We start from the raw sequence: 25,424 nt of genomic DNA on the forward strand, positions 1-25,424 counted from the left end.
GCGCGCCAGGTCCCTCTCCGATCTTTCCGTTTGATTAATCGCCGTGATGACAACACAGTTGGTTCATTGTTCAAAGCTGCGTCCTAGTTCTTCGATGGCGAACACGATGCCGGCCAAGGGTGTGTTGAAAAATCAATCTCCGGAACTAACGGGGCCACTATCCTACCTGCGCACCTTGCGGATATTTGAGCAGCAAGAAGTAGACGACTGCAATGGGCCGGGCGGACAATCATCGTGCTTCGTCAAAGGTAATTAGTGACAACATTTTTTGTTGTCAACTTCAAGACTGCTGATTTCGATTTCTTCCAAATTGTTGATCCAAGACAACTTAAGGCGATCGATCCAGCCTCCGCCGAGATTAGCCCCTATAGATGCTAATTTATCCGCTATCTGCTCGGCGGTTACTTGTATAAGGTCATACTTGATTGTGAGTTTGTCGCCTTCAATGGAAACTTCAAGTATTCCCATCATTTCACGCAAAGCGTTCATTACTTGTTCGGCCTGTCCCGCATCAAACGGATCCGATAGCAAAAGGCGACGACGCTTGATGACTTGTTTCCCCTCCTGTGCGGGCGCTTTGTGCCCGGGAAATCCAATGTATAAACGTGGATTCGCTAGAAATCGTTCCTTGCACTGAGCCGAACAGAAAGCATAATGACCGCCTGCGTATTCTGCGGCAAATGAGGTGGATGAGACTTTCATATGGCAAACGGGGTCTTCGATAATTTCGTTCATTGATGCATCTCCTTTTAGATTTATGGATCAGTTTCAGACGGTCCTTGCGGGAACAAGCGTCCATTCAGTCACTGCGATGCTTGGTTAAGCGTTGACCGTGGTTGCCTGCCTCATGCGTAGTGCCCGGACGATCCCCCGCAGATCGCCCTTTATCAGGGTAATGCTGGCGCTTGCCATGACCACATCGGGCCGGTACCCATAGCGATACCCACTTGAGCCAGGGCCAGAACTGGGGCGTCATTGCGAACTGCCTCGCTCCTGTTCACACGTCGGCTTCGAATCATCGGCGCCGAGCAAACCTTGTGCCGCCAGCGTACCGGAAGTGGTGGGCTCGCCCTTGAGTATCCACTCGAAGACAACGCCTATCAGCGCGCCGAGGAGCGGCCCCGCCACATAGATCCACGCGGTGCCAAGGTCGCCGCGCACCAAGTCCGGCGCCAGCGATCGCACCGGATTCATCGAAGCGCCACTGATCGGCGCCGCCCAAAGACCCGCCAGGGCGATATATCCACCTACCGCGATGGCGCCGTTGGCGCCGATCTGGCGCGCCCCGGCGGCCGTGCCCAGGATCGTGTTCACCAATCCGGTCGTCAACACCACTTCCATCGCCAATGCTGTCCCGTTGCCAATGCCGCTGCCCGGCACCGTTGCGCCCAGCGCGCCGACAGTGCCGAACAAAGCCCTGAGGAAGAGCACCGCTGCGACACCTCCGATCATCTGTGCCAGGACGTAACCCGGGACCCGACGCCAGGGGAAGTTGCGTCGTACCGCGAATGCCAGGGTGACAGCGGGGTTCAAATGCGCCCCGCTCACTGTGCCCATGAAGTAGATGATCGCCATCACCATGAGCCCGGGCGCCACCACGATCATGCCGGGGGTGACGGTACCGCCGCTCCTGGCAGCAACCACACCTCCGCCCGCGGCGACGAGAACCAGCAGGAACGTGCCCCAAGCCTCGGCGAAAAGACGACGCCACTCGTGCGCCGGATCCAGAAAATCGGGGGACACCTGCTTCTGGACCATCCGCTCCTGCTGCGCAGCTTTATGCCGGTTTTTGCGTAATAAAGTCATGCACGCCTCGGTTGGTTGCTACATCAGCCTTGCTTCGCAAGCCGTTGGCGGATCGACAACAACTCCTGGCGGCGTTTTGCGTCGGTTTTGGGGTAGCGCATTTTTAGCGCCTTGAATGTATCGAGAATAACCCGGGAAACGATCAGCCGAGCGTTCTCCTTGTCGTCGGCGGGCACCACATACCAAGACGCATTTTTGGTACTCGTCGCGCTCAGGCAGTCTTCATAGGCCTGCATGTACTGACCCCAGAATTTCCGCTCCTCAATGTCGGCAAGACTGAATTTCCAGTTTTTTTCGGGCTCGTCGATGCGGTCGAGAAAGCGCTTGCGTTGCTCTTCCTCTGAAAGGTGAAGGAAAAATTTTATAATCCTTGTGCCGTTGCGATAAAGATGGTTCTCCATATCCACAATGGAACGGTATCGATCCTGCCAGATGGTTTTCTCGTCGATCATCCCATCCGGCAGACCCTGGCCTTGGAGAATCTCCGGGTGCACGCGCACGATCAACACCTCCTCGTAATAGGATCGGTTGAAAATACCGATCCGGCCGCGTTCCGGCAGATCGCGCGTTGTGCGCCACAGAAAATCGTGCTCCAGTTCAGCGGCGCTCGGATGTTTGAAGCTGAACACCTGGCACCCCTGGGGATTGACGCCGGACATGACGTGGCGGATAGCGCCGTCCTTGCCGGCCGCGTCCATGGCCTGAAAAATCACCAGCACCGCATAACGGTTGGATGCATAGTGAAGTCGTTGCAGCGCGCTTAGCTCCGCCACCTGTTCTTCGAGGAGTTCTTGATACTGCTCCTTCGACTTGTAAACGGGCTTCACCAGCGTCGGCCACTTCTTGAGCCTGACCCTTTCGCCTTCCTTAACGCGAAAATCCTTTGGATTGATTTTCATGACCATCCTTTTTCGTCGTTCGCAAAAAATCGTACGTTACTCGGCACCACCCACATTGCGGGCCACCTTGCCGATGCTAAGACCCTGAACCAGGATCGAGAACACCACGACCGCGTAGGTCAGCGCCAGCACCAGATCGCGCTGCGGGCCACTGGGCAGCGAAAGTGCCAGCGCGACCGAAATGCCGCCGCGCAATCCGCCCCAGGTGAGCACCTGCAACGCGCCCTGCGGCAACTTGAACACCCGGCCCAACAAGCTGACTGGCACGCCCACCGAGATCAGCCGCGCCGCCAGGGTGATTGCAATCACCGCTGCCGCCGCCAGCGCCAGGCTGGCCGAGAATTTGATCAGGATCACTTCCAGGCCGATCAACACGAACAACACCGCATTGAGCATCGAATCCAGCAACTCCCAGAACATGTCCAGATGTTCGCGCGTCTTGTCCGACATCGCCTGCGCGCGGCCGTGATTGCCGATGATCAGCCCGGCCACCACCATCGCCAGCGGGCCGGACACATGCAGGTTGTCCGCCAGGGCATATCCGCCAAGTACGGCTGCCAGCGTGATCAGCACCTCTTCCTGATAGCTGTCGATGCTCTTCAGCATGAGGTACGTCACATACCCGAGTACCAATCCGAACGCGATACCGCCGCCCCCTTCCTCAAGCAGCAACATGGCACCGCGCGCCGCAGTCGGGGCTTCGCCACTGGCCACCATTGCCAGCAGCAGCGAAAACAGCACCACGCCGACACCGTCATTGAACAGCGACTCGCCGGCGATAACGATTTCCAGACTCTTGGGCGCGCCGGCCGACTTCAGTATGCCCATGACGGCGATCGGATCGGTGGGCGAAATCAGTGCACCGAAGATCAGGCAGTACGACAGGGGCAGCGCGATACCGGTGTACGGCAGTGTCGCCCACAGGCCGAACCCGACCAGCAACGTCGAAGCCAGCGTACCGAAAACCGCCAATATGCCGACCTGCCATTTATAGGATTTCAACTCGCTCAAATCGACATGCAGCGCGCCGGCAAACAGCAGGAGCGACAGCATTCCCTGCATCAGCACTTCCGAAAAATCGACTGACGAAAGCAGCGAAACCTCATAATCGTGCAAGGCGCCAAAGCCGAGTTTGTCCAGCCCGAACAGCGCGAACGAAAGCATCAAGGCAATGCCCATGACGCCGATCGTGGTCGGCAGGCCGATAAACCGGTGGTTCAGATAGGACATTAGTGCTGTCAATACAAGGCAAGAAACGGCAACGTCGAACATGAATGATGTATCCCTGCGGTTATTTATTCGTACTGGATTATATTCGGCTGAGGCCGCACAAAGGTGTCGGTGCCGCCTTTACCCGTTTCGCCTAATCTTTCCGAATCTCGCGCTCCGCCTGGAGCCAGTCCTGAACCGAGTGTCCGTCGCGGCGGCCATGCTGCTCGTATAGTTCATAAGCACGCTTGGCGCTCTGCGGTGTCGCATCGACCGACTTCATGGCCAACAGGGGTGTTTTGGTTGGATCAAAGACTTTATAGGCAAGCAGTTTCAGGCGGTCGTTGACCAGGAACCAAACCAGCGCATAGCCCCATACGAACGCCGCCCAGCCCCAGCCGAGTGGCGTCATGAATACACCGTAAACCGCGATCAGGGTCGCGACTATTTGCGTACCGAGCACCGCCACCCACAAAATCCGCGCCGGGCGGATGGACCAGAACGGGCCGCGCGTGCGCGTCAGGAAGATGGTCAGATGCCCCGCCACCGACAGCTTCAGGTACATCAGCGTCTGGATGTGCGCACGGTCCAGGTGAAAAACGCGCTCGCCGAGGTAAAACAGGCCAAAGGCGGAGACCACCCCGATGATCCCCAGCGCGGTGGATATCCCCAGTACCATGTGCATGTTCCATGCCTCGGGCTTGTCCTTGTAATGAACGTTGTCATAGGCGATGGACAGGATCGCCCCGTCGTTGAGCAACGCCAGCATCACGATCATCACGGCGGTCACCGGGTAGAAGTTGAACACCAGGATCGACAAGGTCATGAACAACAGCACGCGTAGCGTCTCGGCAATGCGGTAGATCGCATAGCTGTTCATGCGCTGGAAGATTCTCCGGCTCTCCTTGATCGCGTCGATGATCACCGACAGGCCGGAAGTCATCAGCACGATGGACGCCGCAGCGCGTGCCGCATCCGTTGCACCCGATACCGCGATGCCACAATCGGCCTTCTTCAGCGCGGGCGCATCGTTCACCCCGTCGCCTGTCATGCCGACGATGTGCCCGCTTTTTTGCAGGACATCGATTATGTGGAACTTGTGTTCGGGGAACACCTGTGCGAAGCCGTCTGCTTTTTCGATCGACTCCGCCAACTGCGCTGTCTCGTGATGTTTGGTGTCGCCGAAGCTGCTGGCATCGAGGATATTTGTGCCCATCCCTAATGTCCTGGCGGTTTCCCGAGCGATGGCCAGCGCATCGCCCGTTACCATCTTGACCTTTACGCCCATCTCGCGAGCGGTCGCGATGGTCGCTTTGGCTTCTTCCCGAGGCGGGTCGGACAAGGGCAATACTCCCAGAAACTGCCACGCACCCTCTCCATCGGCCCGCGCCACGCCCAGCGAGCGGAAGCCGCGTGCCGCGAATTCGTCGACGGCTTTATCGACGGCAACCTTTACCTCGTCGGCATTGTCCGACAATTCCAGGATTACCTGCGGCGCGCCCTTGGTCACCTTGAACTGGTTTCCGTCCGGGCCCTTGACGCTGGCTTCGGTGCGCTTATGCACCGGGTCGAATGGCATGAAATGGACGATCTCGTAGCCATTCAAGGCCTGATCGTCTTTCAGGCCGCCCAGCACGGCCAGGTCAATGGTGTCCTTGTTGTCGGCGCGCGAAGCCAGCGCTGCATTGAGGATGACCTGATCGACGGGAATGCCGCTGACGCTGAACGGATCGCCCAGCGTCAGCTTGTTCTGGGTCAGGGTGCCGGTCTTGTCCGAGCACAGCACGTCCACCCCCGCCAATTCCTCGATGGCAGCCAGGCGTGTCACGATCGCCTCTTTCTTGGCCAGCAGGCGCGCGCCGACCGCCATGGTCACCGACAGCACCGTGGGCATCGCTACGGGAATCGCGGCCACCGTCAGCACCAGCGCGAACTGCAGGGTGGTGAGGATCGGGTCGCCGCGAAACAGCGCAACGGTAATAATCACCGCCACCAAGGTCACCGCGAGAATGATCAGGTAATTGCCGATCTTCAGCACCGCACGCTGGAAATGGCTGGCTGTCTGCGCGCCCTGTACCAGTTGCGCGGTCTTGCCGAAGTAGGTGTTCGATCCCGTGGCATACACCAGCGCATCGATTTCGCCGGTGCGGATGATCGAACCCGAGAACACCGCATCGCCGGACTGGTGCGTGACGGGCAGCGACTCTCCCGTCAGCGCGGACTGATCCACCTCTAACGGGTCGCCCTCCAGCAAGCGCGCATCTGCCGGCACGATGTCGCCGAGACGCAGGTGGATGACGTCGCCAGGCACCAGGTCACGTGCCACGGGGCTGGTCCACTTGCCGTCGCGTTTCACCTGAGCCTTGACCGCCAGCTTGGCCTTCAGCGCGGCGATGGCGTTGCCCGCCTGATGTTCTTCCCAGAATCCGACCACGGCGTTGGCCACGAGCAGCAGGAGAATGATGCCGAAGTCCGGCCAATGTTGGGCGACCGCCGAAAGGATCACGGCTGCTTCGATCATCCACGGGATCGGCCCCCAGAAATAACTGAGGAATTTCAGGAAGGCATTGGTTTTCTTCTCTTCGAGCTCGTTCGGGCCATATTGGGTCAGCCGCTTCTGTGCCTCTGCCTGACTGAGGCCATCCGGCGACGCCCCCAATTTTGATAGCAGTTCCGGCATGGGCAGGGATTTGAGGTCATCCTTCGCGTCAGGCTTCGGTTCAGCAGCCTTGGGCTGGTCGGTATTGGGTTTCATCATCGGTATGCCTTATCGTGCGGGACCGAGCACGCCCATGTCTTTGCCAACTGGCGTTAAATCCGCGCCGTTCGCGCGCCAGGGCGCTATGCCTCGTCCACCCACTTCCGCGCCTCGGCGGCATCGGCGTGATCGAAGTATCGGATCTTCGCTTTTGTGAACGGCTTGCCGAACGTCGCCATGGCGTGTTGCCACTGCTTTTCCCCGACCATCGCAATGCGTTCGATGTCGGCGAAGTGTTCGACGCCGAATTTGAAGTCTTCCCAGGCCGCGCTGGCTTCCCAGCCGTGAAAATCGGTCATGTCGAACAATATGCGCAACTTCCCGTGCTGCCGCACGAGCCGTTCGACGGCTGGCACAAATTGTTCGTAATCCGCCTTTACCAGCTTTCCGCTGACGTGAACGACGAGCAGCTTGCCGCCGTTTTCTTCATTGAGCTGCATGGACATTTCGGACTCCTTTGAGTTGATTCAGGTTATCAACATTCCACGGATATTATTTTCATATCTTGTCCCGGTTTAAGGTCGCTTGCCTTTTTCCGAAGATTTCAGCCACCAGCGGAACAGTGGTGGCGATTCCCACCGCGAGCAGAGTCCAGCCTACGGCACGGCGTTGTTCGGGATTCAATCGGTCGGCGAGCAGCAACGCGACGCCCGCTCCAGCCGCTGCGCGCGTTCCGACGATTAATCCGAGTTCCGGAACGCTTAATGTTATTTGTTTCATCGTGCACCTCTCTTTTTTGAGATTGTCACTTTCTGCGAGTGATGGCAACAATGCCAACAATGATTAAAATCACGATCAGTATCGTCAATAATCCACCACCCCCACCCATGTAACCCGTTCCCCAGTTTCCCATCCAGTTACCTTGCATCATGGTTATCACCTTTAATAATAGTAATCGCGGCCTATCTGCATTGCAGTACACGTCAATTATCAACTTTTCTGCACAAAGCTCCGTGCGCTGACGCACACGAAGCAGTAAAAATCGATTTTGCGCAGTGCAATTAGCGATTCACTGGGCGAGTTTATTGTCGTCGGGTGAATCGAGACAGCAAGGGGTCCAATTCGCGCCCAGCGCCCAGCGCCCAGCGCCCAGCACCGAGCCCCATGCTGCATTACCAGTCCGCGAGATGGAAACTGCGGATCGTCGAGAGATGCTTACCTTGTTTCATGGTGCGGAATCGTTAATTCGTACCACCTTGCTTTAAGTCATTTTGAGGTCCATCTTTTTGTATCTCATGTTCTGCCTGCAACCAGTCCTGCTCAGCATGGCCATTCAGATGACCGTCCCGCTCGTACAGCTCATAGGCCCGCTTGGCGATCTGTTCATGAGTACCGCCACTTTTCGCATCTTCCGACTTCGCAGCAGTTCCATCGGATGCACGGGATATACTAAGTAAGCGTGCGTTGATGGCGACAATCACTGTACTCGCCGCCATCAGCGCAGCACCCAATGCGGGAGATAGAATCACGCCCCAGGCGTAAAGTGCTCCGGCTGCCAGCGGGATAGCGAAAGCGTTATAACCGGTAGCCCAAATAAGATTCTGGATCATCTTGCTATAGGTGGCCTTGGAAAGTTTGAGAAGGGCCACGACGTCTAATGGATTACTCCGTACCAGGATGATGTCGGCGGTTTCGACCGCCACATCGGAGCCAGCCCCGATGGCGATGCCCAAATCCGCCTGCGCCAGCGCAGGCGCATCGTTCACGCCATCTCCGGTCATGGCCACCAATATCCCACGGGACTGGACTTCTTTGACCTTAGCTGCTTTATCCTGGGGCAGGACTTCGGCGAAATATTCGTCCAGCCCGACCTGGTCCGATACCCATTGGGCGACCTGTTTGTTGTCCCCAGTGAGCATCATGCACTTGATACCCATTGCCTTGAGCGCGGAGATAGCCTGCTTCGACTCGGGACGGATAATATCGGCTAGGGCAATTGCCCCTTTCAACTGGCCGTCAATCAGAACAAATACGACTGTTTTGCCTTGCGCTTTGAGATCTTCCACGCGCTTGTCGGTCATAGCTATGTTCTGTTCCTGCAGAAATCCCGGGCTCACCACCTTGAGCTCTTTTCCGTCGACCTTGGCCTCGGCACCTTTACCTGCAATGCCTTTGAAATTTTCAATGGGCAATTTATTTTCGAAAGATGAAGCAATGGCCTTGGCGATGGGGTGCTCGGAATTGGCTTCCACCGAGGCCGCATATTGATGCAGGGTGTCTTCGTTGATGTCCTGCGAGAACAGCAGGGTATCGGTCACGCCAAAGCGGCCCTCGGTAAGAGTGCCAGTCTTGTCGAAAATAATCGCCTGAATTTTCCGGGCGCGCTCGAACGCGGGTCGATTGCGAATCAGCAATCCATTGCTTGCAGCAAGTGCCGTGGAGACAGCCACCACTAGCGGCACGGCCAGCCCCAAGGCATGAGGACAGGTGATGACCATGACCGTCACGGCGCGCTCGATGGCAAAGGACAGTTCCTTGCCCATGACGCCCAGCCAGATAAAGAAGGTAATCGCACCGCCGCTCAGGGCTATGATGGTGAGCCACATCGCCGCCGTGTTGGCCAGATCCTGGGTCTTCGATTTGCTTTCCTGAGCCTGTTTGACCAAGTCAATCACTTGCGACAGAAACGAATCCTTGCCGGTCCCTTTGACCGCAATGGTCAGCGAACCTTCGCCGTTGATGGCGCCGCCGATGACCTTGTCGTTGGCCTTTTTGGTAACCGGCGTTGATTCTCCTGTGAGCATGGCTTCATTGACCGCGCTTTCGCCCTCGGTGATGACCCCGTCGGCGGGAATCTTCTCGCCTGGCTTGATCAGGACCTTGTCATCTACTGCCAGTTCACTCAGTGGCACGTCCTTCACGCTGCCGTCGGGCATGAGTTTGTGGGCGTCGGAGGGCATGAGTTTTGCCAATTCCTCCAGAGCCTTTGATGCGCCCATCACCGATCTCATCTCGATCCAGTGCCCCAGCAACATAACGTCGACGAGGGTGGCGAGTTCCCAAAAGAATACTTTCCCGGTCAAACCGAACACCACCGCGCTGCTATAGGCATAAGCGGTGGTGATGGCGACCGCGACCAGTGTCATCATCCCGGGCTGTTTGGATTTAAGCTCTCCGAACAGACCTTTTAGGAACGGCCAGCCGCCATAGAAAAACACCGCGGTAGACAGGCCAAATAGAACGTAGAGATCGCCAGGAAAATGGATGGTCTCACGCAATCCCGCCAGTTCCTGAAGTAACGGAGAAAGAGCCAGAATTGGCAGGGTCAGGCCCAGCGCAATCCAGAAGCGCTGCCGAAAGTCCGCTGCCATGTGGGCGTGATGATTTTGATGGTCGTGCTGGAGGTGGTGTTCCGGCGCCATCTCAGGCTTACTTGAATTCGAATCCATATTGACGCCTCCTCATGGACCTGAAAAATCAAATGTCCACGTTCCTGCACCAGACAATCGCAATGTGTGGTCGGAAATACAGGGTTCACGTTGGAGGAAATGATCCAAATGGTGAGTTGTTAGGCTCTTTGGAAATTGTCCCGCACACACAATCTTGTATGTACGCTGTCGCACGTAAGCAGAAAAGCGTGCTTTGTTAGCATGTAGCGGCCATCCATCCAAGTCGTCGCTTGTCAGCTTAAGCATCCACATCTCGGCCGATTAGGCCAGCATCCATGAGGCGATGAGCGTCAGAATTGAAGTGGATTGCTAGATTTCTTAAAACTCATGCAAATAAATCATGATCTTCCAAATTTCGTCTGTTTTAAGAGTGTTCTTGAACGGCGGCATTGCCGTCCCTAATGGCACGCCGCCTTCCGCTATCGTCCAGTAAAGGTACCCATCAGTAGCCATACGCGTCCGACTAAAAGCTGCCAAATTTGCAGGCGGTGGGTTTAGGCTTTTTCCTGCCGCCCCATTTCCTAGCCCCGTAGGCCCATGGCATGCCGCGCAATTCCGTTCATATAGCCGTTTCCCATCTCCGATGTTCATAGCAGTTCGTTTCAACGGATTCTTTCTAGAGGCGTAAATCGGATCGACACCGTTTTGCGAGACGAAGCGATGTCTAATCGCGGACATGTTCATCATGCCCCCACCTTGCATCATTCCCCGTCCTTGCATCATGCCCATTTGGCAATATGCCGGTACTGACAAGAACACAGTACCCAATATTGCCACCTCGACGAGAAGCTTTCTCATGTGTCACCTCATATCATTACGATCAGACAGTTAGTAACCCGCTGTGACAGTCAAAACATTTCCTTTCATAAAATTGACATGCATAGTACGCAAAGGTTCGCATTCGCTATCGACGCGACACTACTAATTAAAGAATGGGGAAATGCGAGAAGCGACAAGCTATCAGCCAAGTTATTCCGGCGGCTTAACGTGCTTGAAGGCGGCCTAAGTATTGTATGTGGCGTAAGCGTTCAAACTTTCGAGTCCGCTGGGTTTGGCTGGCTATGCCTACCAGAGTTTTGTGGAATTACTCAATCAAATGTCAGATAAGGGCTTCGTAGCAGCAGCTTCGTCTTTGAGTTGCATTATCGCGATAAGCACATCCATGTTGGCGATGAGACTCTTGAGAGCATCATCCGGCAGTCGTTGCAGGGCATCCGGCAACACCCCCATCATTGGTTTTGGCGCGCGTGCCACCAATTCGTCTCCCTGTTTGGTTAAATACAGGCAGACCACCCGCTGATCCATTCCGCGCTCTTTCCTTATCAGCCCCTTTCTTTCAAGTTCACCCACAAGATTGCTGACTGTGGACTGATGGATCGACATAGCTCGCGCCAATTCCGAGACCCTCAAGCCTGGTAAATCCGCGATTTCCGAGATGGCCCAAAGCTGTGCACCACTCACGCCGCATTTCGATTCAATGTCCTGAAAATGCTTTTTGACAGTGCTGAATATGATCCGGAATCTTCTTAACGCATTACGAGCGTGCTCATGATTCAATTCAGAGGCTGTTTTAATTTCTGGGTTAGACCCGTCTGCGGATTCGACTAGACATTTGCTACTCATATACATTTGCTCCAAATATAATTTGTGGACTATACTTCAACCAGCGCTTATCCGGGTGGCCTCTCACAAGCACTATTGTTAGCGGGCAGGGCGCCAACAAGGACGCAACATAGTTGTAATCGTGAGAGGCAACCGGATAAGTACGCTTCAGGCATAGATGCAACGCAATGAGGTAACCACCTCCAGCTTTGCTGGGGGTAATTTAACGTTTATTTCAAAAGTCTAAATCAATAAAATCCAGAAGGGGCCGAAAGGTGAACAAGTTTTTTCTTGGCATCATCGCGTTCAGCGTACTGACCGGCTGTGCAAGCCAAAGCGCTACAGAACAGCCAAAGCCTGTGATCAGTAACGCGGCTGCTCAGAAAGGGAGCGAAACCGTAGCTCCACTATCCATTTCGGTGAACCCGTTGAAGGATCCAAACAACATCCTCTCGAAGCGTAGCATTTATTATGACTTCGACAGTTCAGTGGTTAAGAATGAGTTCAAACGGCTTATTGAAGCACACGCCAAGTACCTGACTGCCCACCCAGACGCCAAAGTGACTGTGCAGGGGAACACTGACGAGCGCGGCAGTCGCGAGTACAACATCGCGCTTGGCGACCAGCGCGCGGAGAGCGTGAGGAAGATGATGAAGGTGCTGGGCGTCCCTGATAAACAAATCGAAGCGGTCAGTTTCGGCAAGGAGAAGCCGAAGGCTAATTGCCACGACGAGTCATGCTGGAAGGCAAATCGCCGGAGCGACCTTGTGTACCAAGGCGAACAATAGATAGGTGTTCGTAAATCCTGCCTTGTGTTGTGCGTGACGTCAGCATATTCATAGGTATGATAAACAGTAAGTAAACGGCGACTTAGTTTGGTCGCCGTTTTCGATTCTGGGTCCGATTCTTGAACGTTCATTGTGAACCAGACACGGCTTTTTCTAGTCGAGATGGGCGCTACGTCTTTGAATTTGGGTGTGTTTGGCGATGAATTCCGAAACAGCACTTGGCAAATGCCTTAATTAGGGAAAACCCACGCACATGATTGACCGCGACCACCTGAAAAACCTGCTATCACCGAATGAATGGCTTATGCGCATGGTGTTCTGGTGTGGTGCGCTGGCAGTGGGTGTCGTAGCTGTTCTATTTGCCATGGGCGCACAGATCACCAACCAGTGGTTTCACCGGATGCTTTCTTTTTCTCCTTGGCTGCCTTTTATAATCATGCCGTCTGGTCTGGCGCTTTCTGCCTGGCTGACGCGGCGATTCTTCGCGGGCTCCCAAGGCAGCGGTATTCCCCAAACCATCGCAGCCCTGCAAATTCAAGATCAGGAACATGTGAGCGGCCTGCTGTCATTACGCATCGCTGCGGGGAAGACCATCCTCACCCTCCTGGCGCTTTGCAGTGGCGCCTCGGTGGGTCGCGAAGGTCCCACGGTGCAGATCGGCGCATCGATCATGTATTCGCTGCGCCGATTTTCCCACTTCTCATATCCGGACCAGATTAATGGACTGATTCTCGCTGGCGGCGCCGCTGGTGTTGCTGCGGCGTTCAATACGCCCCTGGCCGGGATTGCGTTTGCCATCGAGGAATTGTCCCGCTCCTTCGAGCATCGTACCAATGGGCTTGTCCTTACCGCCGTGATCTTCGCGGGTTTGTCCGCCAACGCAATTCTTGGCAACTATACCTACTTCGGCACGATTTCCACTTCACTCGGCTCGGGTATCGGTTGGCTAGCCGTTATCGCGTGTGGAGTGATAGGTGGGCTTTTTGGTGGATTGTTTTCGCGTCTGTTGATAGGCGCCAGCGACGGGTGGGCTGGGAAGACCGGGCGCTGGATGCGTAAGCATCCTGTCACATTCGCAGCGGCATGTGGAATCGTACTTGCCTGTCTGGGGGTATTGTCAGGCCAGCACACTTATGGCACCGGCTACGATGAGGTACGTGACATCCTCGCGCATGGGGATGCCGGCTATCAAAACTATGGCATATACAAGTTCCTGGCGACCCTGGTTTCCTACCTTAGCGGGACACCCGGCGGCTTGTTTGCACCATCGTTGGCGGTTGGCGCAGGAATTGGAGCCAGTCTTTCTCATTTCATTCCATTCGTCCCCGTCGGCACCGTGATCGTATTGGGCATGGTCGCCTACTTCACGGGCGTTACTCAGGCGCCGCTAACCTCATTCATCATCGTCATGGAAATGACAGACGATCACAACCTTGTTTTGCCTCTAATGGCAACGGCGCTGATCGCGCATGGCATTTCACGCATTATTTGCCATGAACCCTTATACAAGGCGCTTGCCGAGCGCTTCGTGCGCCGTGTGGCACAACCATGAGCTCGACTCGGAAATAAATTGCACGGGCAACGGCAGGAAACCGTAGTCATTCAGGATATGGGATTCCGAGCATTTGCAAACTCAGTTTCGCCCGACCACGGTCAACGCCATGCTAGACCGATAACGTCCAAGAATCGACTTGCACTCCCCCCCCGGATAGTGGAAGGATGCAAGATAATTCGCCCAATCCGGCGTCATGCTTGCAACCATAAGAGTACTGATTTTGCCATCTTCATCTCGGCTGGATAACCTTGCGTTGCCAAGCCAGAAGCTCCCGGCCAAATCCTCCATGAGGAAATATGCCCCGGGGCTGTCTGGCGCCAGATTTACCGGATCCTTATAGATAAAACACCCAATTGTTCGTATCCGTCTTGTCGCCAACAGATCAACCCCGGGATAAGCGCTCGGGGTGGCTTCTTCCGATGTACTCTCGCGAGACCAAGGCTGTAGTTCTTGAGAAAATCTGAGCTGAATATCTTTCTTTTGATTGAATTTTAGCAAGACTTCTCGCTGCTCCTGTGAAGCCGTCAAGGCTCGTCTGAAGTCCGCTAGAACCGGCCCTATTTTATCTCGCCACCTCTTGTACGCCTTACCCACACCATCCTGCACATCACCAATCACAAAAACTGGCGTGGATTGGCCATAGAGCTCCTCCAGATAAGCCTGGATCGCTGGAACCTGGTTAAAGCAATCCTTAACCATCTGGGGGTTGGCATACCAATCTCCCCCTCCTTTTGCCTCATCGATAAATGACTTCATGACGATTGCTGTATCAAGGTCACTCAGGCCGAGTTTCTTAAGCTTGACGAATCCAGTGCTGCAGGCATTCGATAAAGCATAACCTTCAGCGACACCAGCTATTTGGAGCAAACTTGGAGACGAGTCATTGAGGAATTGCATAAAGTTAAGCGAATTGTGCATTGCGTGCATATTAAGGACGTTGCTGGTGGAGAGGCTGTCCGAGGCATACATGTCGTTGGCACCGGTCGATCCCGGATTAAACAGTGAATTTACATAATTAAAGGTAAGACGTACCGTAAACAGTTTTGTTCGATTGAATTGCGTTGACTTCTGAAGCGTCTTCACAGCCTCATCAGAACTGTCTGGGAAAGCATCTTTCAGAGTACCTTCCGCGCTGTATATTGGTATTTCAACTGTATGCAAACCACTTCTGAGTTTCTTCCAAGATAGCGGGATGGTTGTCTTCGCATTGGCCATGCCCTTCAAGAGATTATTCGTGCGGTTCTGTGCTTCTGAAAGTACCGGATTGCCTACTGTTGCGGCAATGCCGCCAATGGCCGATGCAGCCCCCCCTGTCATCACCAAAGCGGCAGCTCCTAGAACAAGTTTGGCCGAACCGATGTAATCCTGACTGGAATTGCTCGCGCTCTTAACGTTCAACACAATGGCCAGTTTGCCTGGATTAAAGGTCGAATAATTTCCAAGCAAAGTAAGTGGAATGACATTAAGTGGCAAAGTACTCAGGGAAGTGCACTCAGAGCCATCGTCCCGCCCATCGAATGTCGCGATGGGTATTTCGTTACTGACCTGCTCCCGCGAAAAACCACTGGTGGTGACCGAAAGGACCAACTGCGTCTTTTTGTCTCCCCAGAACCCACGGCTGGATAATGGAGTGCAGGTGCTTTCCGGAATGACTTCTGACACCACGGATACATAACCATCATTACCGCGCCCGTCTTTTAGCCACTTGGGCTGCTCTCCAACAGCCATCACGGGATTGGTATCAGGGAAGAAGTAAATTGTTGCTTGTGCGGGGAATGTCGCCCACATGAAGGCCATTAGCCCAATTACCCACCTCATGCCAGCCGTACTCATTCGTATCGATACACTCCGAAAATAGCCTCGGCTATTGTCACTTATTGACTGTCCTAAGTGCGGTGATGATAACTCCAAATATAATTCAGGATAAAAAACTTGCATCGAGCGTGTCCAAAAGTTGCGTAATTCATGAATGCTTGGAATGGATTAGGCCGTTCGGGACGATTCCATACCTATGACTGCTGAAGATTCAATATCGGCCGTTGGCGCACTGGATGCCACCGGCAGCAATTGCCGAACTGCTGCCCCATGGCTTTCGGAGCTGAAGGTTGTCCGCGCGCGTCTAAAAGTACCCAGGCCTGCGCGTTGAATTTTACCCAGGGGCTTTAGGCGCCCGTCATGGGCTGGCCTGTGGATAAGTGTAGCCCAGATTCTCCGAATCTGGGCTATCGTTCGTCTGGTGTCAGAACGGCTCCGTGTCTTCGGCTGGCGTTCCGCGTTTTCCCTGTTCCCGAGCCTTGATTCTCGATTTCGCAGTCTCACTGCTATGTCGGAACCGATACGACTCGTTGCCCGTTTCCACGATGTGACAGTGATGCGTCAACCGGTCCAGGAGCGCCGTCGTCATCTTGGCGTCCCCAAACACGCTTGGCCACTCGGCGAAGGTCAGATTCGTCGTGATCATCACGCTGGTATGCTCGACATCAGATGGAATAGTAATGCCCCGCCCGCCTGGCTGAAGGGCAAATATCCCAGCTCGTCCAGAATGACGAGATCCATGCGGAGCAGCGCGAACGCCAGCTTTCCGGCCTTGCCAGCAGCTTTCTCCTGCTCCAGGGCGTTGACCAGATCGACGGTGGAGAAGAAGCGCACCCGTTTTCCCCAGCTGCTGATGCCGGAAACACCCAATGCCGTAGCAAGGTGTGTCTTCCCAGTTCCGGTGCCGCCGATCAGCACCACGTTCTGCGCTGACTCGGTAAAGGACAGATCGGCCAGTTGCCTGACCAGATTGCTGTCCACCTTCGACTGGTCGAAGTCGAAACCGGCGAGATCGCGGTGCATCGGGAATTTGGCGGCGTGCATCTGATAGCCGATGGAGCGCATATGCCGATCGGTATGCTCTTCCTTCAGGAGATGCTCGATCAGCCAGCGGGAGGAGTCCACTCCGCTGGATGGCCCGTTGGCCAGGAGTTCCTCCCAAGCAGATGCCATGCCGTGCAGACGCATTTGCTTGAATTCGGTAATGAGATTACGCATGATCGATCACCTCCTCACGCAAGCCGTCGTAACGGCCAGCATCTGCTATTGGCACCTCGGTAATTTCGATGGGCGACGCGATGGCTGCCGGCACGGGCGGCGACTTCAAGCGATTGAGCATGTTCTCGATGTGCTCGACGCTGGGCACGCCGGATTCCAGCACCAGCTCGACCGCAACCAGCACCGCTTCCAGGCCGTGCTTGGGAACCGCCGCGAGCACCTTGGCCATGACGCGGTCACCACCCACGCGCTGAAGAAGCAGTTTGCGCAGGCGTTGCAGCGACTCCGGCATGTCGGCAAACGGGGCGCCGTTCCGAAGTGCGCCAGGCTTGCGCTCGATCAGGGGAATATAGTGCTGCCAGTCATAGCACACTCGGTTGCGATCAAAGCTGCGCAGGTGGCTGGCCACCACGGCATCGTGCGCAACCAGGTTGATCCGGTCCGGGTAGCGGCGGATGCTGACCATCTGCCCAACCAGTTCGCAGGGCGCAGAGTAGCGGTTCTTGTCTTCGACGACCAGGCAGGTGCTGGATACTTTGCCCAGGGTTTCGACGTAGCCGTCGAAGGGCGTGACCATGGGCATCAGGCCGGGCTGCTCATGTTCGAACATTTCCGCCAGGGTCAGGTCGAATTCCGGGTGACGCAACTCCGCCGACAGCGAGCGGCAGCGCGCGACCAGCCAGACATTGAGTTCGGTGAAGGAACCGAAACGCTCCTTCGCTGCGTCAGCCCAGATCCGCTGCCGGCTGTCCTGAACGTTCTTCTCGACGATGCCTTTCTCCCACCCAGAGGCGACGTTACAGAAATCGGCGTCGAACAGGTAGTGCGAGGCCATGGCGGCGAAGCGGGTGTTGACGACTCGCTCCTTGCCTCGCTTCACCTTATCGACAGCGGTCTTCATGTTGTCGTAGATGCCGCGGCGCGAGATTCCGCCCAACGCGGTGAAAGAGCGGGTGTGGGCGTCGAACAGCATTTCGTGGCCCTGCGTCGGATACGCCTGGACCACGAATGCGCGGCTGGCGCAGAGTTTGAGGTGCGCGGCCAGGATTTTGCGCCAGACGCCGCCGATGACGAGGTGTTCTTCACTCCCGTCGAACTGGAAGGCTTCGCCCAGCTCGAATTTGAGAGGCACGTAGGCGTTGACCACTGCACCTCCGCCTGCCACCCGCCAGCGCCGGATGAATTCGGTGACCCGGCTGTTGGCCAGGCAACATCCGCGAACTTCGTCATGCCATCGAACGCGCCTCGATTCTCACTCCCGGCCCGCTGCTGGAGCCTGAAGCCTTATTCGAGGAAGGAGAGCAGCCTGCGCCGGTGGACAATAAGGAACTAGGCAGCTACCTAAAACCCAAAACAACGTGTTCTCGTACACACCCGAAGCGGCCGCATTCTCTGGTTCGTGCCCCGCACCGCTTTCGGTTCTCGGTCGTTCTCTGAGCTTCCAACCGGCTTGCGATGCCATGAGCCTTATCAAGCCGCTCATTCTCGGCCTTGCCTCTCTTATGGCTGGATACATTCTTATTGGCGCATTCCGGGAGACGTAAATGTCAAAACTCGCTGTTTGGATCGGTTCGCTCGTTCCTTCCCTTGTCGCCAAAGTGCTTGCCGCGCTCGGCATGGGTGTATTGACCGTTACCGGCTTCACGATTGCGTGGAACACAGTAAAGGGCATGATTATTGCCAATTTCACCGCCATGCCTGCAACGATCTTGGGCCTTGCTTCGCTGGCCGGTGTCGGTGAAGCCCTTGGGATTATTTTCGGTGCCATAACTGCGCGTGTTGCTTATACCGCGCTGATTTCCTCATCCAAGATCGTTGGCATGAAATGATTACGCTTATTACCGGCACGCCCGGCGCTGGCAAAACGCTTTACACCATTGCTGAAGAGTTGCCCAAGTTTTCCGAGCGCCCGTTGTTCGTTGATGGGATTCCCGATCTGGCCATCGAGCATCAGCAATTTCCCGATACGCTCGACAATTGGCACGAGTGGGCGCCAGATGGTGCCGTTCTTGTCATCGACGAAGTTCAGAGAACGTGGCGACCACGCGCCGCCAGTTCAACCGTTCCCCCTGGCATTGCGGCGCTCGAAACTCACCGGCACAAGGGTATTGATATTATCGTCATTACCCAGCATCCCAACTTGATTGACCAGAATGTCCGGCGGCTTGTCGGTCGCCACTTGCATGTTCGGCGTGTGTTCGGGTGGGGTCGTGCGATGGTCTATGAATGGGATATGGCGACCGACCCGAGTCGGGTTAAGACTGCCATTACTCGCGGTTGGTCTTACCCCAAGAAGGCATATAAGCTGTATAAATCCGCGACCGTTCACACTGCGCGTGGCCAGCGTGTGCCTTGGGCATTCTGGCTTGCTGTAGCCGCCATTATTTCCGTTCCGTTTGCGGGTTATTATGCCTACTCGCGCATGCATTCAAGGATTACAGGGGAAAGCACCGCGCCGCTGACTAAAACGAACGATGGACAGATACACCAACCGAGCGCGAACGCGCCGGGTGGTGGAGCTGGCCAGCGTGAGGAATGGAGTGTCGAGCAGTTCATCCCGGCGCATCCGCATTTTCCGGAGTCCGCATCTGCATATCGCACACTTCGAACCGTTGTGAATATGCCGACTGTTGCTGCCTGTGTTTCCTCACGCACTAAGTGCCAGTGCTATACCGAACAGGGCACACGGCTCCTGATCGACGAGCACGAGTGCCGTGATCTGGCGGTTAATCCGCGTTTCGACCCGTATCATGTTCACCCGTCGCGCGAAGTTGCCGACAAAAAAGAATCCCCAAAATCTGAGGATAAGTCTGCGGAGAAACCGCCGATTCACGTTGCCGTTCAACCGCCTGACGACTTGCCTCAAATCTAAGCGTTTAGTGAATGGCGGTTTTTCCTCGCTCGATGCTCCCGATCTGTCCGGGCCGGGAGGCCCAAACCGCATTTGTATGTGAAAAAATCACTTCCATTTGCCAAACCGCTTTTTCCTTCAGCCATCACTAGCCGACCTTGTGTCGGCTTTTCGAGGCGAAAAAAAACCCGGATTTCTCCGGGCTTTTCAAGTTTTCATTTGGCTACATGGCCGGTTTGCCATATCCGGCCATTATACGAAGTGCTGGATATATTATTTAGGGGGTTATTTCCTCGATGGGCACATCGATCGATTTCAAATCGCGTCATCCCGGGCTGACCGCCGCTCCTCGTAATGACGGAATGCTTCGCGCAGAGTTTCCCGCAACGCTGCTTCGTCCCAAGGTTTTTCCAGGAATTTGTAAATCTCGCCGCGATTCACCACCTCGGTCAACGTCTTTAGCTCCGTGTAGCCGGAAAGGATGATTCGCACCGTGTCGGGATACATGACCCGCACCTTGGCGAGGAATTCCGCGCCGGTCACGTGCGGCATGCGCTGGTCGGACATCACCACCGCCACCTGGTGTGTGGCAAGCAGCTCCATTCCCTCAGCGGCGCTGGTCGCGGTAAGTATCTGGTAACCCTCGCGCCGCAGCACCCGTTTCAAGGCGGAAAGAATCGAAGGCTCGTCGTCCACCAGCAACAGGGTCTGTACCGGCAATTCCGCAGCGGCGGGAAATACCAGCTTGCGTCTTTCGCGCAGCAATTGTTCGAACTCGGCGCCGGGCAGCGGCTTGCTGAAATAAAACCCCTGCATCTCGTCGCAGCCACGGGTGCGCAGAAAATTCAGTTGCGCTTCGGTCTCCACCCCCTCGGCGATCACCGACAGCCCCAAACCATGCGCCAGCGCAATGACCGTTACGGCGATGGCTGCACTGTCGGGATTCTGCACGATGTCGCGCACGAAAGACTGGTCGATTTTCAGCCGGTCAAGGGCGAAGCGCTTGAGATAGCTCAGGCTTGAATAGCCGGTGCCGAAGTCGTCGATGGACAAGGTGACGCCCAGACCCTTCAGTGCTTCCGTTACCCCGATGAAAGCTTCGGCATTGCCCATCGCCGCGCTTTCAGTCAGTTCCAGTTCCAGGTAACTGGGGTCGAGGCCGGTTTCGCGCAGCACCTGTGCGGTCAGCGCCACCATATCCTGCCCCTCGAATTGCCGCGCCGACAGATTGACCGCCACCGCCACCGCAGGCAGCCCGGCAGCCTGCCACGCCTGGTTCTGCGCACAGGCAGTGCGCAGCACCCATTCGCCGATCGGTACGATCAGGCCGGTTTCTTCAGCGAGCGGGATGAATTCCATGGGTGAAACCAGCCCGCGCAGCGGATGCTGCCAGCGCAGCAGCGCCTCCATGCCGATGATCTCGCCGTTACGCAAGCTCATTTGCGGCTGGTAGAAGAGCAGCAACTCGTTGCGTTCGACGGCGCGGCGCAACTCGTTTTCCATGTTGAGTCGTTCCAGCGAATGGGCGTTCATCTCGGCGGAATAGAAAAGGAAATTGTTGCCGCTGGTAGCCTTGGTGCGATACATCGCCACCATTGCATTGTTCAGCAGGATTTCGCTATTCCAGCCGTCCTTGGGCAGAACGCTGATACCAACGCCGGCGTGCAGGGAAAGATCTCCACCCTCGATAAGGAACGGTTGCGAAAGGGTTAGCATGATGCGTCGCGCGAGATATGCCGCATCTTCCTCTTCCGCGACCTCCCCCACCAGCACGAACTCATCCCCCCCCGAGCGCGCCAGCGTATCCGTTTCCCGCACCAGATGGCGCATCCGCTCGGCGGTCTCGCGCAATACGCTATCGCCGACTGCGCGCCCCAGACTATCGTTGACTTCCTTGAACCGATCCAGGTTAAACACCAGCACTGCCAGCTTTTTTTGCTCGCGCTGACAACGGGCCGCCGCCTGGCTAAGACGATCAGTCAGCAGATTACGGTTGGGCAGGCCGGTCAGATCGTCGTAGTTGGACTGGCGCTCCAGCTGCAATTGGTAGCGCTTGAGCTCGCTGATGTCCTGAAAGGTCGTCACCGCGCCGACAATCGCCCCCTCATCCATGATGGGCAGGCTGGAAAACAGCACAGGCAAGGGGGAGCCGTCCTTGCGCCACAGCGTTTCCTCCACGCCCCTGATCTCGAGCCCGTTGGCCAGCGAGAGTTGCATCGGGCATTCCGCGCGCCGATAAGGGCTACCGTCCGGCTTGCTGTGATGCAAGGTGGTGTGGGCATCCTTCCCCAGCAGTTCGTCACGCGTATAGCTCAGGAGGGAAGCTGCTGCGGGATTGATGAAGTTGATGATGCCCTCGGTATCCGCGCCGTAAATGCCTTCCCAGGCTGACGTCAGGATCAACTCGTTTTGACGGTTCAGCCGCTCCAATTCCTGGGAAGCATGTTTTTTATCGGTGATGTCCTCCTTCACCGCCACATAGTGGCTGATGCGGCCATCGGCCTGACGGATCGGCGTGATGATGGCGAACTCGGTGTATTCGCTGCCGTCCTTGCGCCGATTTATGAACTCACCCTCCCACGTCTCTCCGCGGCTCAGTGACCGCCACAGGGCATCGTAATTTTCACGCGGCGTCTTGTCGGATTGCAGGATGCGCGGATTCCGGCCGATGAGTTCTTCGCGGCCGTAGCCGGTGATACGGAGGAAGGCGCCATTGACATATTCGATGTTGGCATCGAGATCGGTGATGACGATGCTCTCCGGGCTTTGCTCCACGGCCTGGGCGAGCTTGCGCAACTGCTCATCGGCACGTTTCCTTGCCGTGACATCCAGCACATAGAAGCGGATTAGATCGCTTTCCCGGACATAGTAGATGCGCTCCTCGTAGACGGCCGTCCCTAGCGCGATTTCCCGCACAATCTCCTGCTCCCCGTCGCCCCGGAAAGCGGCGAACAGCCCATCCACCCCCTCCAGCAGGGGATATTTCGATGCCGACGAAGTCAGTTCCGGAAAATGTTTCTGCGCTGCAGGATTAAGGTAGGTCACGTTCCCGCTTGAATCCATCTCGATCACCGGATTCGGATTCAGGCGGGCATAAGACGCAAGACGCTGGATTTCCTCCTGGGCCTGCCGGCGCTCCATGGCATGGCGGATGATCAGCAGCAGATCTTCCATCTGGTAGGGCTTGAGAAGATAGGAAAACGCCCCCTTCCCGGTGGCTTCGATGGCTGTCTCCAGCGAAGCGTGCCCCGTCAGGACGATGGCCTCCGTCAGCGGCGATAGCGCCTTGATGCGCGTCATGACGTCGAGGCCGGACATATCCGGCAGCATCAGGTCGATCAGCGCCAGGGATATCCTGTCCTGTCCCGCCACCGCGATGGCCTCTGCACCACTACCGACCATCACACTTTCATAACCCTTGATCCGCAGGATGTCGGCGAGCGTTTTCCTGAGGTTCGGATCATCGTCTACAACGAGGAGTTTTTCCTTTGCTCTCAAGATATTCTCCAGTCATGCCGAAACCAGCAGGTTTTTCAGCTTCTTGACCCGGATTTCCTCGATCAACTGCAACAATCCATCCATCTCAAAGGGTTTGTAAAGGCAAGTATAGGCACCGACCTTGCGTCCATTCTCGATCGAATCGGCCATTTCCTTGCGGTAACCGGTCATCAGCACCACCGGTTTGCCCGGGTATTGCGCCTGGATATCCTTCATCATATCCACACCGTTCGTCGCGCCCAGATTGAGGTCGAGCAGGACGATGGCAAGCTTGTAGTTCTGATCCAGGTGGCTCAGCACACTCTGCGGTTCGCTCTCCGTTTCAACCTTGTAGCCCCTCAGTGTCAGGATGTCCTTCAAGGTCCTGCAAAATTCGGGGTCATCGTCCACCACCAGAATGCTCTCCTCCTTGTCCAGCAGGGAAAGGAAGGACAGGATGATGGGGAAATTGAGCGGTTTGCTCAGAATGGCATAGGCGCCGGCGCGTTTCGCCTCTTCCATGAGATCGTCCGCCGCGTAGGCACTAACCAGGACGACAGGGAGCTCAGGAACGATCCGCTTCATCTGTTTCAACGCCTCGACACCGTCGATGCCGGGCATCTTGATATCCATCAGCACACAATCCGGCGGATCGTTCCTGACCTGCTCCACCCCCTCCTCGCCCGAATATGCGGGAATAGCTTCATGGCCTTTTATTTTCAGGATATCGCAGGTCGTTCTAACGATACGACGGTCGTCGTCCACTACCAGAATTTTCATTGCCAACCCCCGCTCTATTTGTTGGGCAAAGCTTCCTGTCTGTAAGTTGCAACTTAATTCGCACTTGGCAACGTAACGATAAACTCGCTGCCCTTGCCCGGTATGCTTTCCACCCCCACGCTGCCGCCGTTGGCCTGTGTCAGGTTCTTCACCACCACCAGCCCCAGCCCGACGCGACGCGCCTTGGTGGTGAACATCGGCTGGAACAGGTTGGCTTGATGCTCCTGTGTTATGCCACTACCATTATCCATGATTCGGACCGTGACGGTATGGGCGGCTTGGTCTTCGTCTGCTCTGATTTTCAGTTCGCCGCCATCCGGCATGGCTTCCACGGCATTGGTGAACAGGTTCCAGAACACCTGGCGCATTTGCACCGGATCGACGCGGATGGCGGGCAGAGTCTCCGGAATATCGAGGTGTACGGTGACCGAGGGAGGCACATCGCACTTGCGCAAGACCTGTTGCATCAACTCCCCGACCTCCACCTTTTCCGGGTGTGGCGTCTTGGTGCGTACCGCATCCAGCAGATCGGACACGATGCGTTCCGCGTCTGCGATCTCGTCCTTGATGATGCCGAGATATTCCCTGGTGGTATCGTCCGCATCGCTCAACACGGCCTGGAGGAAGTACACGGCATTGTTCATCACGCCCAGCGGGTTGCGCAGCTCGTGCCCTACCCTGTCCGCCACCTGCCCGAGCAGCGCCAGCTTTTCCTTGCGTACCAGTTCATCCTGGGCCTGCAAGCGCGCAGCGCTTGCTTCCCTGCGCTCTGCGGCCCAACTGCGCGCAGACCTGATGGCAAAAAACCATGTCGCGAGTAGCAACAGCGTACCCACGGCATTTACAGCCGCCAACCAAAAAGACAGAACGCGACGATTCAATACATCTTCCTCAATCATGGCCGTTGCCGCCTTGACGGTTTTTTCCATGCCATCCGCGTACACTATCTTTAATCTCAGGTATTCCGGGCTGTTCAGGAGATTCAAGGCATCCTGCCGTTTGCCCTGATGCACCAACGCGAAAGCCTGCCGTTCCATGCTCACCAAGGCGAGATTCGCTTCATCCGTTTCAGCTACAAACCGTTCTATTTCCGATCGCGGAAGTATGGCTCTTACCTTGTCGATCTCCATCGTCAGCTGCGGATCGAATGCGTCATATCTTTTTTCGTTGACCAAATCGCCCGTTGCAGCAGCCATGCGCGCCGACATGGTCAGCACCTCGTCGAACAGCATGATGCGACCGACACTCTCGGTAAGGGTCACATGCTTCCTCGACAT

The 25,424-nt window shown here is 56.0% G+C and carries 21 protein-coding genes and 3 pseudogenes; 6 read left to right on the forward strand and 18 right to left on the reverse strand.

What is annotated here, in order from left to right; translation table 11 throughout:
• Positions 1-63 precede the first annotated feature (63 nt).
• From SKTS_RS19190 to SKTS_RS11845, 12 genes and pseudogenes are all read right to left on the reverse strand, one after another.
• Positions 64-126 (reverse strand): annotated as a pseudogene (locus SKTS_RS19190) (hypothetical protein); the annotation flags it as partial.
• A gap of 126 nt (positions 127-252) precedes the next feature.
• The gene (locus SKTS_RS11800) at positions 253-735 is read right to left on the reverse strand and encodes a YHS domain-containing protein (RefSeq protein ID WP_173065055.1); all 483 of its coding nucleotides are present in this window, start codon (positions 733-735) and stop codon (positions 253-255) included.
• Positions 736-972: 237 nt separating this feature from the next.
• The gene (locus tag SKTS_RS11805; protein ID WP_173065057.1) at positions 973-1,806 is read right to left on the reverse strand and encodes an aquaporin; all 834 of its coding nucleotides are present in this window, start codon (positions 1,804-1,806) and stop codon (positions 973-975) included.
• Between the two features lie 23 nt (positions 1,807-1,829).
• On the reverse strand, positions 1,830-2,711 hold the full coding sequence (locus tag SKTS_RS11810) for an ADP-polyphosphate phosphotransferase (RefSeq protein WP_244617321.1): 882 nt from the start codon (positions 2,709-2,711) through the stop codon (positions 1,830-1,832).
• Positions 2,712-2,741: 30 nt separating this feature from the next.
• Positions 2,742-3,977 carry a cation:proton antiporter gene (locus SKTS_RS11815; RefSeq protein WP_173065059.1) on the reverse strand — a complete coding sequence of 412 codons (1,236 nt, stop codon included), beginning with the start codon at positions 3,975-3,977 and terminating at the stop codon, positions 2,742-2,744.
• A gap of 91 nt (positions 3,978-4,068) precedes the next feature.
• Positions 4,069-6,672 (reverse strand): plasma-membrane proton-efflux P-type ATPase, encoded by a 2,604-nt coding sequence (locus tag SKTS_RS11820; RefSeq protein ID WP_173065061.1) that lies wholly within the window; start codon positions 6,670-6,672, stop codon positions 4,069-4,071.
• Between the two features lie 83 nt (positions 6,673-6,755).
• Positions 6,756-7,118 (reverse strand): SpoIIAA family protein, encoded by a 363-nt coding sequence (locus tag SKTS_RS11825; protein ID WP_173065064.1) that lies wholly within the window; start codon positions 7,116-7,118, stop codon positions 6,756-6,758.
• A gap of 52 nt (positions 7,119-7,170) precedes the next feature.
• On the reverse strand, positions 7,171-7,392 hold the full coding sequence (locus SKTS_RS11830) for a hypothetical protein (protein WP_173065067.1): 222 nt from the start codon (positions 7,390-7,392) through the stop codon (positions 7,171-7,173).
• A gap of 25 nt (positions 7,393-7,417) precedes the next feature.
• Positions 7,418-7,543, reverse strand: coding sequence for a hypothetical protein (locus tag SKTS_RS19125; protein WP_280513666.1), 126 nt, complete (start codon positions 7,541-7,543; stop codon positions 7,418-7,420).
• 310 nt (positions 7,544-7,853) lie between these two features.
• Positions 7,854-10,061 carry a copper-translocating P-type ATPase gene (locus SKTS_RS11835; RefSeq protein ID WP_173065070.1) on the reverse strand — a complete coding sequence of 736 codons (2,208 nt, stop codon included), beginning with the start codon at positions 10,059-10,061 and terminating at the stop codon, positions 7,854-7,856.
• A gap of 318 nt (positions 10,062-10,379) precedes the next feature.
• The gene (locus SKTS_RS11840) at positions 10,380-10,859 is read right to left on the reverse strand and encodes a c-type cytochrome (RefSeq protein ID WP_173065072.1); all 480 of its coding nucleotides are present in this window, start codon (positions 10,857-10,859) and stop codon (positions 10,380-10,382) included.
• Between the two features lie 294 nt (positions 10,860-11,153).
• Positions 11,154-11,684, reverse strand: coding sequence for a MarR family winged helix-turn-helix transcriptional regulator (locus SKTS_RS11845; protein WP_173065075.1), 531 nt, complete (start codon positions 11,682-11,684; stop codon positions 11,154-11,156).
• Between the two features lie 254 nt (positions 11,685-11,938).
• Between SKTS_RS11845 and pal the strand changes: the two genes are divergently transcribed.
• Both pal and SKTS_RS11855 read left to right on the forward strand, forming a co-directional pair.
• The gene (gene pal / locus SKTS_RS11850) at positions 11,939-12,451 is read left to right on the forward strand and encodes a peptidoglycan-associated lipoprotein Pal (RefSeq protein WP_173065078.1); all 513 of its coding nucleotides are present in this window, start codon (positions 11,939-11,941) and stop codon (positions 12,449-12,451) included.
• Between the two features lie 253 nt (positions 12,452-12,704).
• A complete protein-coding gene (locus tag SKTS_RS11855; RefSeq protein ID WP_173065081.1) occupies positions 12,705-14,003 on the forward strand; it encodes a chloride channel protein in 1,299 nt (432 codons plus the stop codon).
• 81 nt (positions 14,004-14,084) lie between these two features.
• Here the strand turns inward: SKTS_RS11855 and SKTS_RS11860 are convergent, their stop codons facing one another.
• The 3 genes and pseudogenes from SKTS_RS11860 to istA all read right to left on the reverse strand — a co-directional run.
• Positions 14,085-15,803 carry a hypothetical protein gene (locus SKTS_RS11860; protein ID WP_173065084.1) on the reverse strand — a complete coding sequence of 573 codons (1,719 nt, stop codon included), beginning with the start codon at positions 15,801-15,803 and terminating at the stop codon, positions 14,085-14,087.
• Positions 15,804-16,245: 442 nt separating this feature from the next.
• Positions 16,246-17,039: pseudogene (gene istB / locus SKTS_RS11865) on the reverse strand (IS21-like element helper ATPase IstB).
• A pseudogene (gene istA, locus SKTS_RS11870) lies at positions 17,032-18,237 on the reverse strand (IS21 family transposase); the annotation flags it as partial. The pseudogenes istB and istA, both read right to left, overlap by 8 nt.
• A gap of 50 nt (positions 18,238-18,287) precedes the next feature.
• Here istA and SKTS_RS19215 point away from each other — a divergent pair.
• From SKTS_RS19215 to SKTS_RS11880, 4 genes are read left to right on the forward strand one after another with little or no spacing between them, the layout of a single operon-like run.
• A complete protein-coding gene (locus tag SKTS_RS19215) occupies positions 18,288-18,476 on the forward strand; it encodes a hypothetical protein (RefSeq protein WP_483316186.1) in 189 nt (62 codons plus the stop codon).
• Positions 18,398-18,583 (forward strand): virulence factor TspB C-terminal domain-related protein, encoded by a 186-nt coding sequence (locus SKTS_RS19195; protein ID WP_425315633.1) that lies wholly within the window; start codon positions 18,398-18,400, stop codon positions 18,581-18,583. Before SKTS_RS19215 ends, SKTS_RS19195 begins: the two co-directional genes overlap by 79 nt.
• Positions 18,584-18,868: a DUF2523 family protein gene (locus SKTS_RS11875; protein ID WP_173065087.1), complete on the forward strand. Its 285-nt coding sequence runs from the start codon at positions 18,584-18,586 to the stop codon at positions 18,866-18,868. It begins immediately after the preceding gene.
• Complete coding sequence (locus SKTS_RS11880) at positions 18,865-19,911, forward strand: zonular occludens toxin family protein (RefSeq protein WP_173065089.1); 1,047 nt, start codon at positions 18,865-18,867, stop codon at positions 19,909-19,911. The genes SKTS_RS11875 and SKTS_RS11880 overlap by 4 nt, the downstream gene beginning before the upstream one ends.
• Before the next feature lie 294 nt (positions 19,912-20,205).
• Here the strand turns inward: SKTS_RS11880 and SKTS_RS11885 are convergent, their stop codons facing one another.
• Genes SKTS_RS11885 through SKTS_RS11895 form a run of 3 tightly spaced genes read right to left on the reverse strand, consistent with a single transcriptional unit; the run spans position 20,206 to position 25,409 of the window.
• Entirely contained in the window at positions 20,206-23,388 is a 3,183-nt protein-coding gene (locus SKTS_RS11885) for an EAL domain-containing protein (RefSeq protein ID WP_173065092.1), read from the reverse strand.
• Positions 23,389-23,400: 12 nt separating this feature from the next.
• Positions 23,401-24,147, reverse strand: a complete 747-nt coding sequence (locus SKTS_RS11890) for a response regulator (RefSeq protein ID WP_173065095.1) — start codon at positions 24,145-24,147, stop codon at positions 23,401-23,403.
• Between the two features lie 53 nt (positions 24,148-24,200).
• Positions 24,201-25,409, reverse strand: a complete 1,209-nt coding sequence (locus SKTS_RS11895; protein WP_173065098.1) for a two-component system sensor histidine kinase NtrB — start codon at positions 25,407-25,409, stop codon at positions 24,201-24,203.
• Between the last annotated feature and the right edge of the window lie 15 nt (positions 25,410-25,424).

Source organism: Sulfurimicrobium lacus (assembly GCF_011764585.1).
In the GTDB taxonomy this organism is placed as follows: domain Bacteria; phylum Pseudomonadota; class Gammaproteobacteria; order Burkholderiales; family Sulfuricellaceae; genus Sulfurimicrobium; species Sulfurimicrobium lacus.

Coding starts and splice junctions, on each gene's coding strand:
- SKTS_RS19125 (WP_280513666.1), bottom strand. CDS start 7,543: ATGATGCAAGGTAACTGGATGGGAAACTGGGGAACGGGTTACATGGGT.
- SKTS_RS11830 (WP_173065067.1), bottom strand. CDS start 7,392: ATGAAACAAATAACATTAAGCGTTCCGGAACTCGGATTAATCGTCGGA.
- SKTS_RS11860 (WP_173065084.1), bottom strand. CDS start 15,803: ATGGCCTTCATGTGGGCGACATTCCCCGCACAAGCAACAATTTACTTC.
- SKTS_RS11880 (WP_173065089.1), top strand. CDS start 18,865: ATGATTACGCTTATTACCGGCACGCCCGGCGCTGGCAAAACGCTTTAC.
- SKTS_RS11815 (WP_173065059.1), bottom strand. CDS start 3,977: ATGTTCGACGTTGCCGTTTCTTGCCTTGTATTGACAGCACTAATGTCC.
- SKTS_RS11835 (WP_173065070.1), bottom strand. CDS start 10,061: ATGGATTCGAATTCAAGTAAGCCTGAGATGGCGCCGGAACACCACCTC.
- SKTS_RS11820 (WP_173065061.1), bottom strand. CDS start 6,672: ATGATGAAACCCAATACCGACCAGCCCAAGGCTGCTGAACCGAAGCCT.
- SKTS_RS11875 (WP_173065087.1), top strand. CDS start 18,584: ATGTCAAAACTCGCTGTTTGGATCGGTTCGCTCGTTCCTTCCCTTGTC.
- SKTS_RS11855 (WP_173065081.1), top strand. CDS start 12,705: ATGATTGACCGCGACCACCTGAAAAACCTGCTATCACCGAATGAATGG.
- SKTS_RS11800 (WP_173065055.1), bottom strand. CDS start 735: ATGAACGAAATTATCGAAGACCCCGTTTGCCATATGAAAGTCTCATCC.
- SKTS_RS11840 (WP_173065072.1), bottom strand. CDS start 10,859: ATGAGAAAGCTTCTCGTCGAGGTGGCAATATTGGGTACTGTGTTCTTG.
- SKTS_RS11825 (WP_173065064.1), bottom strand. CDS start 7,118: ATGTCCATGCAGCTCAATGAAGAAAACGGCGGCAAGCTGCTCGTCGTT.
- SKTS_RS11890 (WP_173065095.1), bottom strand. CDS start 24,147: ATGAAAATTCTGGTAGTGGACGACGACCGTCGTATCGTTAGAACGACC.
- SKTS_RS11805 (WP_173065057.1), bottom strand. CDS start 1,806: ATGACTTTATTACGCAAAAACCGGCATAAAGCTGCGCAGCAGGAGCGG.
- SKTS_RS11810 (WP_244617321.1), bottom strand. CDS start 2,711: ATGGTCATGAAAATCAATCCAAAGGATTTTCGCGTTAAGGAAGGCGAA.
- SKTS_RS11845 (WP_173065075.1), bottom strand. CDS start 11,684: ATGAGTAGCAAATGTCTAGTCGAATCCGCAGACGGGTCTAACCCAGAA.